General features: G+C 65.0%; 14 protein-coding genes and 1 pseudogene. 4 read left to right on the top strand and 11 right to left on the bottom strand.

The genetic code is table 11. The features are described 5' to 3' along the window. Positions 1–761: 761 nt before the first annotated feature. The 4 genes from ASU23_RS00080 to ASU23_RS00065 all read right to left on the bottom strand — a co-directional run bounded on the left by ASU23_RS00080 (position 762) and on the right by ASU23_RS00065 (position 2,378). Positions 762–959, bottom strand: coding sequence for a hypothetical protein (locus tag ASU23_RS00080; RefSeq protein WP_058036842.1), 198 nt, complete (start codon positions 957–959; stop codon positions 762–764). A gap of 94 nt (positions 960–1,053) precedes the next feature. After that, on the bottom strand, positions 1,054–1,341 hold the full coding sequence (nrdH, locus tag ASU23_RS00075; RefSeq protein WP_058036841.1) for a glutaredoxin-like protein NrdH: 288 nt from the start codon (positions 1,339–1,341) through the stop codon (positions 1,054–1,056). Positions 1,342–1,376: 35 nt separating this feature from the next. After that, positions 1,377–1,766: a hypothetical protein gene (locus ASU23_RS00070; protein WP_058036840.1), complete on the bottom strand. Its 390-nt coding sequence runs from the start codon at positions 1,764–1,766 to the stop codon at positions 1,377–1,379. 51 nt (positions 1,767–1,817) lie between these two features. Beyond that, entirely contained in the window at positions 1,818–2,378 is a 561-nt protein-coding gene (locus ASU23_RS00065; protein ID WP_253741091.1) for a hypothetical protein, read from the bottom strand. Between the two features lie 41 nt (positions 2,379–2,419). On the opposite strand from ASU23_RS00065, the pseudogene ASU23_RS35185 reads away from it, so the two are divergent. Continuing rightward, positions 2,420–3,510: pseudogene (locus ASU23_RS35185) on the top strand (Tn3 family transposase). A gap of 53 nt (positions 3,511–3,563) precedes the next feature. Beyond that, complete coding sequence (locus ASU23_RS35045; protein ID WP_256933096.1) at positions 3,564–3,695, top strand: hypothetical protein; 132 nt, start codon at positions 3,564–3,566, stop codon at positions 3,693–3,695. A 536-nt stretch (positions 3,696–4,231) separates the two neighbouring features. Here the strand turns inward: ASU23_RS35045 and ASU23_RS00045 are convergent. From ASU23_RS00045 to ASU23_RS00030, 4 genes are all read right to left on the bottom strand, one after another. Further along, positions 4,232–5,566, bottom strand: coding sequence for a CdaR family transcriptional regulator (locus ASU23_RS00045; RefSeq protein ID WP_058036836.1), 1,335 nt, complete (start codon positions 5,564–5,566; stop codon positions 4,232–4,234). Continuing rightward, the gene (locus tag ASU23_RS00040) at positions 5,563–6,978 is read right to left on the bottom strand and encodes an NAD(P)/FAD-dependent oxidoreductase (protein WP_058036835.1); all 1,416 of its coding nucleotides are present in this window, start codon (positions 6,976–6,978) and stop codon (positions 5,563–5,565) included. Before ASU23_RS00040 ends, ASU23_RS00045 begins: the two co-directional genes overlap by 4 nt. A 4-nt stretch (positions 6,979–6,982) precedes the next feature. Continuing rightward, on the bottom strand, positions 6,983–8,794 hold the full coding sequence (locus tag ASU23_RS00035; protein ID WP_058036850.1) for a DUF3556 domain-containing protein: 1,812 nt from the start codon (positions 8,792–8,794) through the stop codon (positions 6,983–6,985). A 146-nt stretch (positions 8,795–8,940) separates the two neighbouring features. Beyond that, positions 8,941–10,398, bottom strand: coding sequence for a class I adenylate-forming enzyme family protein (locus ASU23_RS00030; protein ID WP_058036834.1), 1,458 nt, complete (start codon positions 10,396–10,398; stop codon positions 8,941–8,943). A 781-nt stretch (positions 10,399–11,179) separates the two neighbouring features. Between ASU23_RS00030 and ASU23_RS00025 the strand changes: the two genes are divergently transcribed. Continuing rightward, the gene (locus ASU23_RS00025) at positions 11,180–11,734 is read left to right on the top strand and encodes a recombinase family protein (RefSeq protein ID WP_058036849.1); all 555 of its coding nucleotides are present in this window, start codon (positions 11,180–11,182) and stop codon (positions 11,732–11,734) included. A gap of 110 nt (positions 11,735–11,844) precedes the next feature. Further along, on the top strand, positions 11,845–12,252 hold the full coding sequence (locus tag ASU23_RS00020) for a hypothetical protein (RefSeq protein ID WP_058036833.1): 408 nt from the start codon (positions 11,845–11,847) through the stop codon (positions 12,250–12,252). Between the two features lie 30 nt (positions 12,253–12,282). Here the strand turns inward: ASU23_RS00020 and ASU23_RS00015 are convergent, their stop codons facing one another. The 3 genes from ASU23_RS00015 to ASU23_RS00005 all read right to left on the bottom strand — a co-directional run bounded on the left by ASU23_RS00015 (position 12,283) and on the right by ASU23_RS00005 (position 14,300). Next, positions 12,283–12,621, bottom strand: a complete 339-nt coding sequence (locus ASU23_RS00015) for a hypothetical protein (protein WP_253741089.1) — start codon at positions 12,619–12,621, stop codon at positions 12,283–12,285. Further along, positions 12,621–13,418 carry a hypothetical protein gene (locus ASU23_RS00010; protein ID WP_058036831.1) on the bottom strand — a complete coding sequence of 266 codons (798 nt, stop codon included), beginning with the start codon at positions 13,416–13,418 and terminating at the stop codon, positions 12,621–12,623. Before ASU23_RS00010 ends, ASU23_RS00015 begins: the two co-directional genes overlap by 1 nt. A 189-nt stretch (positions 13,419–13,607) precedes the next feature. Continuing rightward, positions 13,608–14,300, bottom strand: a complete 693-nt coding sequence (locus ASU23_RS00005) for a hypothetical protein (protein WP_253741095.1) — start codon at positions 14,298–14,300, stop codon at positions 13,608–13,610. Positions 14,301–14,323: the final 23 nt, after the last annotated feature.

Genomic DNA, 14,323 nt, shown 5'->3' with positions numbered 1-14,323 from the left:
AACCGGGTTTAAGCAGCCGCGTGTCGTCCATGTGTCGCACCCGTGACTGCGAAGACGATCATCGAATTTGCGGTGAAGACGGCCCATTATCGGCTGAGACGGCCACTGGCCCTCCGTCTGAGTCCCTCACATCTGGGCGCAAGCCTTACGAGACGGTGCGTATGTTGACGAGCGCATACAGCACATCTGGTCATCGAGTCGAGTTCGCACGCACGCACGGAAAACCCTCGCGTCGAGGCTCATCTGACGTCATGCGGATCCACGGTGTCCCATGATTTCGGATAGGTACCGTCGGAATATCGTTCTGTGCCTTCATCGAATTCAATGTCGTGCGAGTCTCCGGTGACCAGTCACGGTTTTCTTCGATGTACGCGGACCCGCACTGGATCAGGAAAAACGTGTTTACATTTGGGCGATTCAGATGTGATGGCTGACGAGATCCCGACAGGACCGAATCTTCAATGCGCCTATCGGCTCCCCATAGGTTCTCAGTCGCAGGTGTCGCATCTGCCGTTGAGGGTGTGGATACAAAGCAGGTCGGGCACAGCGGCCCAGTAGGGCCGACTGAGCCTCATGCCTGCGATTCGCGTGCGACGGAGGACATTCGGCTCACACAGTCCCGGCAGGGCGGCACATTTCGTATCTGCTCTTCGGCAGCCAGCTGTGGTGAACCACGAATCGTGCCGTCATCGAATTTGAAATGTCCGCAGTCCAAGTCATGCCGCTTTCGTGGCGCTTGGCCTGTCGCCACCCCGTTAATGTCAACCGGCGGCACAACGTACCTGACCGAACCGTCGAATCATCCGAATCCGCGCTGCAATGGTCTGATCTTTGAGGAATCGACTGCGTTGTTGTCGCGTCCAGCCCTCGATCATCGCTTCCGACATCGCCGGTGCCGGATCGAGATGGACGACATTCCCCGCGAGTATCAGATGTGCCGATCCCGGCGCCTCGTTCACCACACTAATGTTGCATCAGACGCAACATTGTTACATCCACTCGAAGCGTAAGGTCAGGTTCCGCAAGTTCCGGACTGACAGCTTCGCTACGGCGTCAAACAGCCAGTTCGGGCACGTCTTTCGTATTGACGTTATGTTGCATCTGTTGCAATACATCCCATTTCGCGAGTGCCTTGATGCGGTCGATCCGGAAACCGGACCAGTGATCCTCTCCTGCAACGACAACCGGCGCCTGGAGATATCCCAGGCCCATCACGTAGTCCCGCGCGTCGGCGTCTTCGGTGATGTCGACGACGGTGTACTCGATCCCGCGCTTGTCGAGCTGCAGGTAGGTTGCGTTGCACTGATCGCACGCGGGTTTGCTGTAGACGGTGACGGCCATGAGACCTCCCTCCCTTGCTCCCCCACACCTGACGGTCAGGTCGTGGTGCTTTCCTTGTCGAGCTGCGCGACGCGCTGGTGACTGAGCTCGAGAATGGTGGCCACATCTCGCATGGACAGCCCTCGTTTCCGCAGGTCGTGTACCAGCGAACGGGTCAGTCGTGACGCCGCCTCCACTGCCCGCTGCGCCTGCGCGCTTCGCTGCTTGGCCTCGGCGATGGCGCGCACCACGTTGGGATCACCCAGGTCGTAGTCGAGCGTGACCTCCACCTGCTCGGCCGCTACATCGGTGAACCGTTCGGCAGCGTCGGCCACCCGCGACGGAATCTGGTCGAGGCGCTTCACCTGGGCGAACAGACCCTCGACCTCCGGCACGTCGACCGACCACCATTCACCGGATCGCACTGCGTGTGCTGTGACCTTCATAGGATGAGTCTATCCCATTAGACTGCATAAGTCTAGTGAGATAGACAGCTACTATTCGTCGAGATCGAGGTCGAAGACCTGATCGGGCTGTCGCCTCCCGACCATGATTTCCTCGATCGGCGTCAGCGAATGCCCCTGCACCTCGAGGTATTCCAGGTACGCCTCGGTGCCCCGGCGCTTCGATCGCCACGAGTCCTTGACGATGCGTGATTCCTGCGCTGCCAGGACCAGCGCCAGCGTGAGCACCTGGGCGCGGGAGGCGCCGGCCTTGACCACCTGGTCGGCCACGTACTGCGAGCTGTACGAATCCTTGATCGACAGCACTTCCTTGAGCACGCCGTCGGCGCGGAACTCGGTCAACAGGTGCCCATCACCGGCGAGGGTGGTGGCCACGTACGCGGCGGCGGTCTTCGGTGGCGTCTTGGCCGCCAGCAGACTGCACAGGAACTTCCGTCGGACCGTGGTCGCCGCCTCGGCCTTGAGGTTGAGCGATCGCACCAATTTGCGCTGACGCCGGACGCGCTCCTCCGTCTCGAGCTCCTTACGCCGGGCCTCGGCCTCGCCATCGAGCCTCTGACGCTCCGCCTCCGCGCGGGGATCCCCTTCAGTCACCGCCGGGTCCACGTTCGCCCCGCCGGTCCGTACCGAGGCACATGCGCGGCCAGGTCTCCGCCCACGAGCTCTACACCGCGGGCAACAAGCACTCCACCGCCGACAAAGTGCACCGATGCTCGGCGGATGTGATCAACGCGTTCACCACCCTGGACGTGGCCGGGATGTGGGGCGACGGGCAGATCGTCGCCGTCGACGGCTCGCAGATCGACACCTGGGAGAACAACCTGCTCGCCGAGTCCCACATTCGCTACGGCGGCTACGGGGGTTTGGCGATGCGGTTCGTGTCCGACTCCTACATCGCGCTGTTCTCCCATTTCGTGCCGTGTGGGGCGTGGGAGGCCGTGTATATCGTCGATGGGTTGCTGCGCAACGAGTCCGACGTCCAACCGGACACCATCCACGCGACACCCAGGGGCAGTCTCTGCCGGTGTTCGGGCTCGCCGCGCTGCTCGGGTTCGAGCTGCTGCCGCGCATCCGCAACTGGCACGATCTCAACTTCTACCGGCCTACGGCTGCGACCCGCTACGGGCACATCGACAGCCTGTTCGGTGACAACGCCATCGACTGGGGCCTGATCGAGCGGCACTGGACCGACTTGCTGCGGACCAGCATCTCCATTCGCGAAGGGCGAGTGTCGTCGGTGACGCTGCTGCGGAGGCTCGGGAACCACTCGCACAAGAACCGCCTGTACCGGGCGCTGCGCGAACTGGGCCGTGTCATCAGGACCGTGACGCTGCTGCGCTACCTCTCCGAACCCGGGCTGCGGGAGCAAATCACGGCGGTCACGAACAAGGCCGAGGCGTTCCACGGCTACTCGGAATGGCTGATGATCGGCGGTAAGCTGATCGGCCACAACGACCCCGACCACCAGGAGCGGGTAGTCAAGTTCAACGAGTTGCTGGCCAACTGTGCGATCTACTCGACCGCATTGGACATCACCGACGTCGCCAACGGCCTCGCCGCCGAGGGCTATCCCGTCGACACCGACGATCTGGCCACCATCACCCCGTACATCCAGCACACCATCCGCCGCATGGGCGACCTAGTGCTCAACCTGTCCCCACCCGAACAAGCGCCGGTCACCCGGCTCGACCTGGAACCGCGAGTGCTGTTCGGATCACGCGCGTGATCGGCCCCAGCGTCTGTATATAGGCCGGCACGGGCGAAGAGTACCCGCACGGCATGGGTTCGATGCACTTCGCCGTGCTCGGCGTCGCCGCCCAGCTCGACGGCGACTACATCCGAGAGAAGACCCTGAAGTCCAGCAGGCCGCTGCCGACTGCGGCAACCACGGCCGACCGGATACTTGCCTGATAATCAGCGCTCGAGCCACATCTAAATGACGTAAAGCTTTGCACAACAATCTATCTCCCGGTTTCGCCGACACGCCGGAGACGGGAATGGTGGGTGAACCTCCGGCTGAACATGCAGGTCATCGATGTTCGAGAATCAACTCGCTATCTGTTCCTTGAGGGGCAAATGATTCCTGTGAGGTTCCTGAGCGTCATGAGTTAGGTTACAAGAAGCGAGCGGGCCCGCCGCTGACCGAAGTCCCCTCACAGAGACAGGTGTCAGATGGCCAGAACCACGAAGTACCTGAATTTGTCACGCCCGAAACGTGCTTCACCAGCAAGAACGTTCCGCTCAAGATGCCGCAAACCCTCGCCGCTCTCGCACTCCCGGCGCTGGGCATGCCGGCGGACCAGGCCGCGGGGAATCGTCAACTCGATCTGACCGGCGGCACTCAGGCTCGACTGACCTCGATGACCTGGGATGTCCTGCAATCCCGCCGCAGGGCATCGCAGGTCAAGCCCCATCCCCTTCCGGACATGCGCTATAGCCGGTGGCTCTCATTCCCGCGCGGGAGATGATGCGCCGGCTGTCCCGGGCCGGCTCTCGGGCACGAGTACGACTGAGCCGAGGACGCGGCACAGGGCCAGCGCGAGTTGCGTGTCGAGTGGCTTGTCGGCGACGCCGCGGCCCAGTTGCAGCGAGGCTTTCTCCAGCCGGTAGCGGATCGAGTTGCGGTGGAGCATGAGCTGCGACGCCGTCGCTGAGTAGCTGAACGCGGACTCGAGGAACACGCGTACGGTGTCACGCTGACGAGCGGCGGCGTCGGAGTCGACCGCCAACTCCCCCAGCACATCGTGAACCCAGGCGCGGGTGGCGGGGAGGTCGTCGATGAGTCGGGAGATCACCGGGATCCCCTCGTCCGCATAGGAGGTCACGCGCGCGGTCGGGTCACTTGTGACGTGCGCGATCCGCGACGCCTGGTGCGCCTGGGACCGGCTTGCGCGGAATCCGGCCGGTCCGAACCCAGGTGAACCGAATGCGAGGCGGGACCCCCCTGCAGAAGCTACCACCGAGTCAAAAGCACGGGTGTCGACGCGGTGCACGCCACCAAACCACACGTCCGCCTCGCGCCGACCGGTCACTACCACGAGTGGATCGTCGCGACCTCCAAGCATCGCGCGGACCTGGTCGATGAGAGGGGCGAGCGCGGGGGTATGCGCGGGCTGGTCGGCGCGATCGTCGACCCACACTCGGCATGCCACGTGTACCTGGTCGAGCCGGTATTTGGTGGCAGCGGAGAACTCTCTAGGGGACACGTCCTCGGCCTCGAGGACACGATTGACCCAGGTGAAAGTGGTGCGCGCAGCCCGCTCGTGGGAGGACCGCTGCTCCTCCTGATATGTGGCAATCACCTGGCGCGTGATCGCGTCGATGTATTGGTACAGCCAGCCCGCCAGGTGACGGTAGAGCGACGGCTGCTCGTGAGGCGGATAGTCAATCTCCTGCACCTGGTCGAAGATGCGAGCCAGCAAATAGTGGGATCCCACGTGATAGGCACGACGCAATGAAGACTCGGGAACGTCCTGCCGCGCGAGCTCCTCGGCGTACCGGTGCGCATGCAGCAACGAAGGCAGGTCGGACACCTCTTTGGAGTGCGCAAGCTGATCGATCATGACCTCGACATTGTCCGTAACGCTGGAGTGGAGAGCGTCACGCATCGCCCGGTCGTCGAGCTCACCGACCGCAGCCGCGATCTCGGCGGTCATCCCGTGACTGATCGCATCGGTCTCTCGCTGGAGGCGCTCCCCGATCTTCCTGGTGAGTTCACGGAGCCGCTCGAGATTCTGCGGATCCACGCTGAGCTTGCCGGGAAGGCTCCAAGACTCAGTCATCGCGCCAGGTCTGCCAGCGCGGCGCGGGCGGCGTTCCAGCCGGCCATGCCGTGCGCACCTGCTCCGGGTGGGGCGGCGGCCGAGCAGAGGTAGGCGCCGGGGACGCCGGTGGCATACGGCTGCAGAGTCACGCGCGGACGGAACACCAACTGCCGGGCCGTATTCGCACCGGTGATAATGTCGCCGCCCACGTAGTTGGGATTGGCTTGCTCGATCTGCGCCACCGACCGCGAACGCGTCGACAGGATCCGCGCTCGGAAGCCCGGAGCGTACCGCTCGATCTGCGCGGTGATGATCTCGGTGGCGTCGCCGCTCCAACCCGACGGCACGTGGGCGTAGACGTCGACGGGATGCACCCCGTCCGATGCACGCCCAGTGTCCGCGACGGACTGCTGCCCCACCAACACGAATGGCCGATCGGGCATCACGCCGCGCACCACGTCGCGTTCGGCGGCGGCGATCTCTTCGAAGTTCCCGCCCACGTGCACGGTCCCCGCACGCCGGGAGGGTTCGTACTCCCATGGGATGCCGCCCTCGACGGCATACGACACCTGGAATGCGCCGGGCCCGTGCCGGAACCGGCTGTAGGCGCGGGCGATCCGCGGGGGCTGCGCAGAGCCCAACACCGATGCAGCTGCGGCGGGCGCGGTGTTGAGCATGAGGATGTCGGGCCGGCCCAGCTCGCGGTGGTCGCGCACCAGGGCTCCGGTCTCCACCCGTCCGCCGTACGACTCGAGCGCCGAGACCATCGCCCGCGAGATCGCAGCCGAGCCCCCGCGCGCGACCGGCCAACCGTAGCGGTGCGCCGCGGTCCCCAGCGCCACGCCGATCGCCGACGACATCACCGAACCGAACGGCCGGAACGCGTGCGCTGCCACCCCGCCGAACAGGGCCCGCGCCCCATCGGTCCGCCAGCGCCGCGCGAGCACGGTGGCCGGCAACGCTGCATGGACACCGAACCAGCCCAGGGCGAAGGGGTGGCGGGGCACGTGCACCATCGGTTGGAGGAATTCGCCCACGATGTCGTGGAAATGCGCGGAGAGGGGACCGAACATCCGGCGGTACGAGGAACCGTCACCGCCGAGCCTCGCGGCGGTCTCTTCGACGGACCGCACCACCGCGGCCCCCCGCCCGCCGTGGAGCGGGTGCGCGTACTGGACCTCGGGCCACAGCCACTCGAGACCGTGCGCGGCGAGGTCGAACTGTCGGCTGAATCCGGTATCCAACGCGAGCGGGTGGAAGCCGGAGCAGTGGTCGTGGAGGAGTCCGGGCAACGTCACCTCGCCGGACCGGGTGCCGCCGCCGGGGGAGTCGGACGCTTCCAGAACGGTCACGTCCACTCCCTCGGCGGCGAGTGTCAGAGCGGCGGCTAGGCCGTTGGGCCCGCTACCGACGACGACGGCGGTGGTCATCAGTTCAGCCTGCCACCTCTGGTATGGGATCCCTACTGGCCCCTGCGGGAACATAGTCGGGATCGCGCCAGGTGACGGTGTAGTTGATCGGCCCGTTGGGCAGCCACGGCTGCTCTGCGAGCGCGTCCTTCACCACGTAGTAGCCGGTCTCGACCACACCGAGCGACGCGTCGATCACCTTGTACTCGAGGGTTTTCTTGTGCAGTGGCTGCGACTCGGTCCAGACGGTGATGAACTCGCCGGGCTCGAAGTGGCACCGCTTCTGGATGGCGGCGATGGTGAAGGGGTTGAACAGGTGCCCGTCGCCGAACTGCCAGCCCACGAAGAACGTGCACATCATCTCGCCCTCGCGAAACCGGTAATTGTCCAGGTCGTCGAGGTGATCCATCATCAGCGACATATGGCCCCGTCCTTGAGAATTCAAGAGCCGGAAGGCGGCGGTCTTCTGGAGGAAGATCTCGGCGGCTTCAGGCCCGAACAGGCTGGACAGCTGGTGCTTGTGCGAGGTGATCTCGGTGATGAAGTCGGGGCTATCCAGCTTGGCCTCGCAGCCGTTGTTCCGGAACGCCATGGTGGCGGACGACCAGTTGCCGGCGTACTGACGCATGGACAGCAGGAACGAGATCAGGTCGGGTCGGAAGTTGCCTACGATCGGCAGGGTGAGGGTCAAGACCGCGGCCGCCACCACGATCCAGGGATTGCTCGCGTCCCACACGGCGTAGCCGTCGCCGGCGAAGAAGCCGAGGAACACGAACGGGGAGAGGAAGCCGAAGTAGAGGTTCCATTCCTGCGGCATGGCCACGGCGAACATCGAGTAGATGAAGGCATGGAAGCACGTCATGAACGCTGCGGCGAGCACTGCCACCACCCAGTTGGTGGTGAAGAGCAGGACTATCGGCACCAGGAACTCGACGACCGTGCCGAGGACGTGTGCGCAGAACCAGGCGAGACGGGAGGGCAGCAAGTCCTCGGGCACGTTGCGGTAGAGCGCGCGTCGCAGGGTCTTGGACTTGTTGATCGGCGAATTGGTGAGCATAGTCTGCACGGTGGGCGTGAAGTGATGCCCGATCTTGGACAGGAACGCGCCCCACCAGACGGCGAAGATCGCGATCTTGGCTACCACGATCATGTCCACGTGCCCGGCGGCGTAGTTGGTCAGGACACCAAAGGCGAGCAGCATCACGGAGTACTGCTCGGGGCGGGAGGCCAGGAAGGCAACCTTGTCCCGCAGTCCCATGAACAGCTGAAAGGCGATAAAGGCGATGAAGGGCCACATCGGCAGGAGGCCGGGCTCACTGTAGGCGGCGGCGGTCTGCTGGCCGGGCAACACCAGGCCCGCGACGAGGGAGGCGAGCATCCCGAGGTACAGCCACACGTCGATGGCCTTGCGCTCGTCACCGCCGGTCAGCGGGATCTTGCCGGGCCAGGGCGGGAGCCGCAGGGTACCGGTGCGGATCCAGTAGCGGTACCCGGCAGTGTTGGGTGTGAACTTGAACGCCAGCGGGCCCCACGATTCGTTGAAGCCGGTGGCAGACCAGAGCACCACCCACAGCATGGACTTCTGTAGGACGATCATCTCGCCCCACCAGGCGCCCAGGTCGAGCAGCGGCAAGCCGGGAGTGGTGAGGCCGATGAGAAGCCAGCCGGCGATGATGAAGAACAGGCCCTTGACCAGGTACAACGAGTGCATGATCTTGGGGGCGCCGAAGCCATAGTCCACCCAGTGCAGGCAGAGCAGCTTCATCCGCTCCATGGTCGGTATCTTTTCAAATTCTGCCGGGTCCACGTCGGGAACGTCGGCTTGGCGAAAACCCATGACTCCTCCTGGGGCGAGTTGAGTGGTGCGTTTGGGCACGAAGAAACGAAAATCGACGATCGTCGACTGTCGATATGAGAAAAGAAGGGACGGAAGGGACACGGGGAGGTCGTACGACGACGGAGTGGCCTCGCCCTCGCGCGAGGTCAGCCGACGAGCGCCTTGCGCAGTCCGGGCTTGTCGATCTTCCCCACGGGGTTCTTGGGGAGTTCGGTCACGATGTCCACGGCGACGGGCACCTTGACCCGTGTGAGCAGGTTGCGACAGTGCTCGATCACGGTCTCGGGAGTCAGTGAGGCGTCCGGGTACGGGACCACAAACGCGACAGGCACTTCTCCCATCACGTCGTCAGGTCTGCCGATCACGGCCACTTCGAGCACACCGGGCAGACTGCCGATCGCGTTCTCGATCTCCTTGGGGTAGAGGTTCTCTCCCCCGCGGATGATCATGTCCTTGATGCGGTCCACCAGGGTCAGGTAGCCGTCAGAGTCGAGCACGCCCACGTCGCCGGTGCGGACCCAGCCGTCGACGATGGTCTTCTCGGTAGCCTCGGGGTTCCCGAGGTAGCCGGCCATCACGACGGGTCCGGTGATCAGCACCTCGCCGGTCTCGCCGGTGGGCACGTCGCGCAGCTCGTCGTCGACCACCCGGATGCTTTGACCGGGAAGGGATGGGCCGACCGTGCCGATCTTGCGGAGGCCGACGAGGGGGTTGATGGCGGATGCGCAGGTGGCTTCGGTGAGGCCGTAGCCCTCCAGCAGCGGGGCTCCGAGCATCTCCTCGGAGGCCTGGAGCAGTTCGCGGGTGGCGGGGGCGGCGCCGCAGATGGCGAAGCGCAGCGAGGACAGGTCGGTGTCGCGTTCGGCGGCCTTGGTCACCAGGAGCGCGAAGATGGTGGGGACGCCCGAGAAGTAGGAGGGGCGGTGCTTCTCGACGGCGTGGAAGAAGGTGTCTGGAGAAAACTTGCCCACCACGGTCAGTTGGGCGCCCACGCGCAGGGACGCGAGGAGGCTCACCATGAGCGCATTTGCGTGGAACAGCGGGAGGATGAGAAGGCAGTGGTCACTGGTGGTGAGCGCCATCACCTCGACGATCGAAGCCGTCATGGCATCGGCGTTGCCATGTGTGATCATGACGCCCTTGGGTCGGCCTGTGGAGCCGCTCGTGTAGATCACCAGGGCCATGTCGCTGTCTGCGAGTTCGACCGGTGCAGGCACCTCCCCGGTGGAATGTTCGGCGAGGTCGTCCACGGCGATTGTTGGCTTGCCGCCGGTGGGGGCGCCGGGACCGGCGTTCACGACCAGCGTGGCGCCGGCATCGGCGATCTGATGGGTGGCCTCCTGTTCGGTGAAATTTGGGTTGACCGGAGTCACGGCGGCGCCAAGGCGCCAGGCGGCAAAGATGGCGACGACAAGCTCGCTGCGGTTGGGCAGCATCACGGCCACAACGTCGCCACGACCCACATCTCGTCCGGCGAACTGGGCGGCAACGGCGGCCACCCTCGCGTCGAGTTGCTCGAATGAGAACTCGCGGAGGTCGTCTCGGATCGCGGGTGCAGACCCGAACGGCTCAGCCAGCAGCCAAGGGAGGTAAGCCGGTGCCATGTGCACTCCTGTGCAGTAGATGGATGTATGTGACTTGGAACACTACGGCGGGCTACTGCGCAATACATTGGCTGCGATGACGAACTTCATAGGAGCAGTAGTGCACGGTGCACAATTAAGGCGAGACCCCCGAACGCCTCCGCCCCGCCGGTGTGCACCTGTGGTCGCGATAGCAGCCATTACTGCCCTGGCGGCTCGCCGGCATCCATAGTTCGTCGCAACCACGGCGAACCTCGTCGCACTCAGCGCGAAAAAGCCGGCCCCGCGCCGCAGTATCTACGACGAACTCCTAGGTCCGACGGGGGGCGTTTGCAAGTTGCGGGTCGTTTTGCAGGTTTGCAGGGTGCCTGCAAGGGCGGGTGTGGAGGTGGTGGGCGTCCCGTCGGCTGGGTGCGTCTGGACCGTGCCTTGTCCGGGGATGCTGCAAACACGTCTTTTCGTTTGCGACCCCGGGGTCGGGGCGGTAGCTCCCTGCGGTTGTCGACCGGGACGGGTACCGCCGGGTCGGTCTTCCCTATCGGGGTGGTCGTTGCGCCGGTTGTGGTCGATCCTGGAGGCTGCCTGGGGTGTGTGGGAGAGCGAAACAAATTGGGGGAGGCTATGCGGCGACCGGTACGTCCGGCGGTCCGCCCGGTGTGTCGGGTTGGGGTGCACCCCAACACCACGCCGAACCCGCCAGAGAACTGCGTCAGAAAAGAGTCTGATCGCGTATTGATTGGCACCTGTTAGTCAGGGTCATAGATTCCAACCTGACATGTTCGTCCGTCCGAAGGAGTTGGTGATGCGCGTCGGGTACATCCGGGTCAGCGCTGTCGACCAACACACCGACCGCCAGCTCAATGGCATCCAGGTCGATCGCGAGTTCACCGACCAAGCCTCGGGCAAGGACGTCGCCCGCCCCCAGCTCGACGAACTGCTCCGATTCGTCCGCGCCGGCGACACCGTACTCGTGCATTCGATGGACCGACTCGCCCGCAACCTCGACGACCTGCGGCGAATCGTGCGCAGCCTGACCGACAAGGGCGTACGGGTCGAGTTCATCACCGAGCAGCTCACGTTCACCGGCGACGATTCACCGATGGCGAACCTGCTGCTGTCGGTGATGGGCGCGTTCGCCGAATTCGAGCGCGCGCTGATCCGGGAACGCCAGGCCGAAGGCATTGCCAAGGCGAAGGATCGCGGGGTGTACAAGGGCCGCAAGAAGTCCCTCAACCCCGACCAGGTGCTCGCCCTGGTCGACCGCGCCGCCAGCGGGGAAGCAAAGACCGTGCTAGCCAAGGAATTCAGGATCAGCCGCGAAACCGTCTACGCCTACCTGCGGGCCGCGCCCACGTAGTCCCTCATCCCGCCTGACCAGCACCTACAGCGGGCCGTGGCCCCTTTCCGGCGTATTCGGTTCCTACCCCAACCAGTCTGTTCACCGGCCCGCGCCGTCGCCAGGTCGCGGTGTCCGTCGCACTTGCTCTCGTTGGGTTGCTGAGCACGGGATGCTCGGAAGAAGAAGCACCAACAGTTGATGACCCGGCGGCAATCTGCCTGCAGTTCGAGGGCTCAGGAGTGGCCGCCCACAACGGCTGCGAGGCAATCGAATCCGGTGACTTGAGCGACCTGGCGTCGACGGTCTACCAGTTCTCTCTCCGTAGGGTTCCGGCCGAGCACGGACTGATCCTGCAGTTCACGAGCGAAGATGAGCTCGACCTGACATTCAACAAGTTCAAGAACTCTGGCTTTATCGACAGTCCGTACGTCTACGTGAACCGTGAGGCGCTGCTCTTCGTGTGGGTCAGTAGCGCGATGCCGAACGACCAAAGCGAGTCGGTCGCGTACTTCGTCGCTCGGGCCGTCAACTACTAGCGCGGTGCGCCGACTCCCGGTCGACGGGCGTCATTGGCTAGGGGAAGGCGGTTCGCTGATCGCGTCGGCGGTAACGATCATGTCGAGTTCGAGGCTGTTCCTGCCCGCAGCGTCGGTGACATACACGGTGATAGCAGCTAACCACTGCCCGTCGTGAATTTGAAACCAATGCGTCTGCAGCGCCGGCCGCACACCCGACAGATACACCGACGAACTCTTCACCCGCATGCTGACGTAATCAGCGCGTGCCGCTCCCCCACGGCCGAGCGGCAACGCCTTGCCGATGTCCACCTGGACTGCCCGCGGCGGATCGAAAGTCCTGATGACTGGGTGCTCCGGCCATCGCTCGGTCCAGTCGTCGGTGTTCATCACAGCGCAGCCCGCAGCGGAGCGGCGCCGGTGGCGTGCACCTCGGGGACCGTTCGCCAGGCCACCGAACCGGAATCGCTGCGAATCTCAGTGCGGAGTGTGCGCCGTTGAAATCCCTTGCCGGCGGCCGCAACGTCGAGCTGCACACCAGTGACGCGGCCATGGCCTTCGCCGAGACCGGAGTATCCGGCGACCTGCGACTCGAGGCGCAGATCCACCCCGTCCCAGCGCCCCTCGCTGACCAGCAAGACCGCACCCTTCGATCGGGCCCTGGCCACGACCGCCCGCGCCCTCGACGGCGTGACGGCTGCTCCGGACAGTCCGAGTACGACGAGGTCGACCCCGTCGAGGAGAATCGCCGCGACCTCGACCGCGGAGCCTTTCGGTTCGGGCACCAGCGCAATCTTGGAGAGGTCCGCGCCTTGCTCAACCGCGGCGAGCAGGCTCAAATCCGGCATTCCGATCACTGCTGCATGGGAACCGCCCGCGGTGACCGACGCGAGAAGCCCCACCAGCAGCGACGCCGCCCCGGAAACGCTGGCAACGGTGCCGCGCGCGAGCCCTCCGCGCGGGAGGAGCTCCGCGATCGGCGAAGGCACGGGCAGCGTTCGTAGCGCGGTTTGAGCGCTGGCAACGATCGGTGTCGGCTCGGCGATGGACCGGAGCATGACCGCAGACATGGCTGGCTCTCCCCCGTCGGATCGGGCCGGTATCGACGCCATCTTCCGGCGCAGCTGTTCGAGCGTTTCCGCCTTACTGGGCGCGGCCGCTGCACGTGTCAGGGGCAGTTCGCTCATGCTTGCCCTCCGTGAACCCGATCCGTCTTCGCGATCGAGTGTACTCGAACACTAGTTCGATAGGCGGGCCGGATCACCCAGCGGCAATCTTCCACCGCAGGTCAGAGCCCAGCTGCGGCCGCGGGCCGCCGCATCCGCCGGCACCGACCCCGGCCCGCCAGCGGCCGCACGACTCGACAGCACTTCTGGCTATTCGGGGATCCAACTCAAGCCCCGGTCCCCGATGAGGGCGGTCTTCCCGGCCGGTGCACCACCGGCGTACTGGTGCAGCGCCGTACGGGCACGGGTGACCGCGCGGCCGAGTGCATCGACCGTGTCGCCGAGTGCTTCGACGCTGGCCTCGCCCATTGCCAGGGCGACGGAGTCGCCCTCGGTGTCGTACAGACCGACAGTCCAGAGCGTGATCGCTGTGTCAGTGGTCAGCGCCGGTTCGCCGTTGGTGGTGGTGAGGAGGTAGATCGACCGGCCGTCGGGTGCATGCAGTTCGCCAGTGAGGGCGTAGCAGTTGCCACCGGTCAAGGCCACCTCGGGATCGGCGATGCCGACCGCGGCCAACCGAGTCAACTCACGGTCGTAGATCTCCTCGAAGACGCCGTAGCCCCGGTAGTCGAGTACCTCGGCCGTCTCCCCCTCGGTGACCGGTTCGTGCTCACGTCGTTCGATCTTCGCGCGTGCGTCGCGTTCTGCGTAGTTGTCCGGTGGCGGCGACCGCGTCGTCGTTTTCCCGATAGTCGTACGTATCCACGAGTAACCTTCCGCTCGGATCCGGGCACCTGCCGCGCCCTGTCCGCGCCGGTGTGCAGCGTGCGCCGCGACTTGTAGAGCGGGTCGTCCCTGAACCCACGGTGCCCGTGGATCGCGAGTTGGACCCGGCGCCGGCACCTGTCGAGGGCGTCACCGGCCAG

The sequence above is a fragment of the Rhodococcus sp. KB6 genome, from assembly GCF_001445685.1.
Taxonomy (GTDB): Bacteria; Actinomycetota; Actinomycetes; order Mycobacteriales; family Mycobacteriaceae; genus Rhodococcus_F; species Rhodococcus_F qingshengii.
The sequence above is the reverse complement of the archived record's forward strand: the minus strand, read 5'-3'. Positions and strand labels throughout refer to the sequence as shown.

Bases quoted from the DNA above. Each gene is read 5' to 3' on its own strand.
- ASU23_RS00045 (WP_058036836.1), bottom strand. From the start codon at position 5,566: ATGACTGAGTCTTGGAGCCTTCCCGGCAAGCTCAGCGTGGATCCGCAG.
- ASU23_RS35045 (WP_256933096.1), top strand. From the start codon at position 3,564: ATGGGTTCGATGCACTTCGCCGTGCTCGGCGTCGCCGCCCAGCTCGAC.
- ASU23_RS00030 (WP_058036834.1), bottom strand. From the start codon at position 10,398: ATGGCACCGGCTTACCTCCCTTGGCTGCTGGCTGAGCCGTTCGGGTCT.
- nrdH (WP_058036841.1), bottom strand. From the start codon at position 1,341: ATGGCCGTCACCGTCTACAGCAAACCCGCGTGCGATCAGTGCAACGCA.
- ASU23_RS00070 (WP_058036840.1), bottom strand. From the start codon at position 1,766: ATGAAGGTCACAGCACACGCAGTGCGATCCGGTGAATGGTGGTCGGTC.
- ASU23_RS00025 (WP_058036849.1), top strand. From the start codon at position 11,180: ATGCGCGTCGGGTACATCCGGGTCAGCGCTGTCGACCAACACACCGAC.
- ASU23_RS00010 (WP_058036831.1), bottom strand. From the start codon at position 13,418: ATGAGCGAACTGCCCCTGACACGTGCAGCGGCCGCGCCCAGTAAGGCG.
- ASU23_RS00035 (WP_058036850.1), bottom strand. From the start codon at position 8,794: ATGGGTTTTCGCCAAGCCGACGTTCCCGACGTGGACCCGGCAGAATTT.
- ASU23_RS00015 (WP_253741089.1), bottom strand. From the start codon at position 12,621: ATGAACACCGACGACTGGACCGAGCGATGGCCGGAGCACCCAGTCATC.
- ASU23_RS00040 (WP_058036835.1), bottom strand. From the start codon at position 6,978: ATGACCACCGCCGTCGTCGTCGGTAGCGGGCCCAACGGCCTAGCCGCC.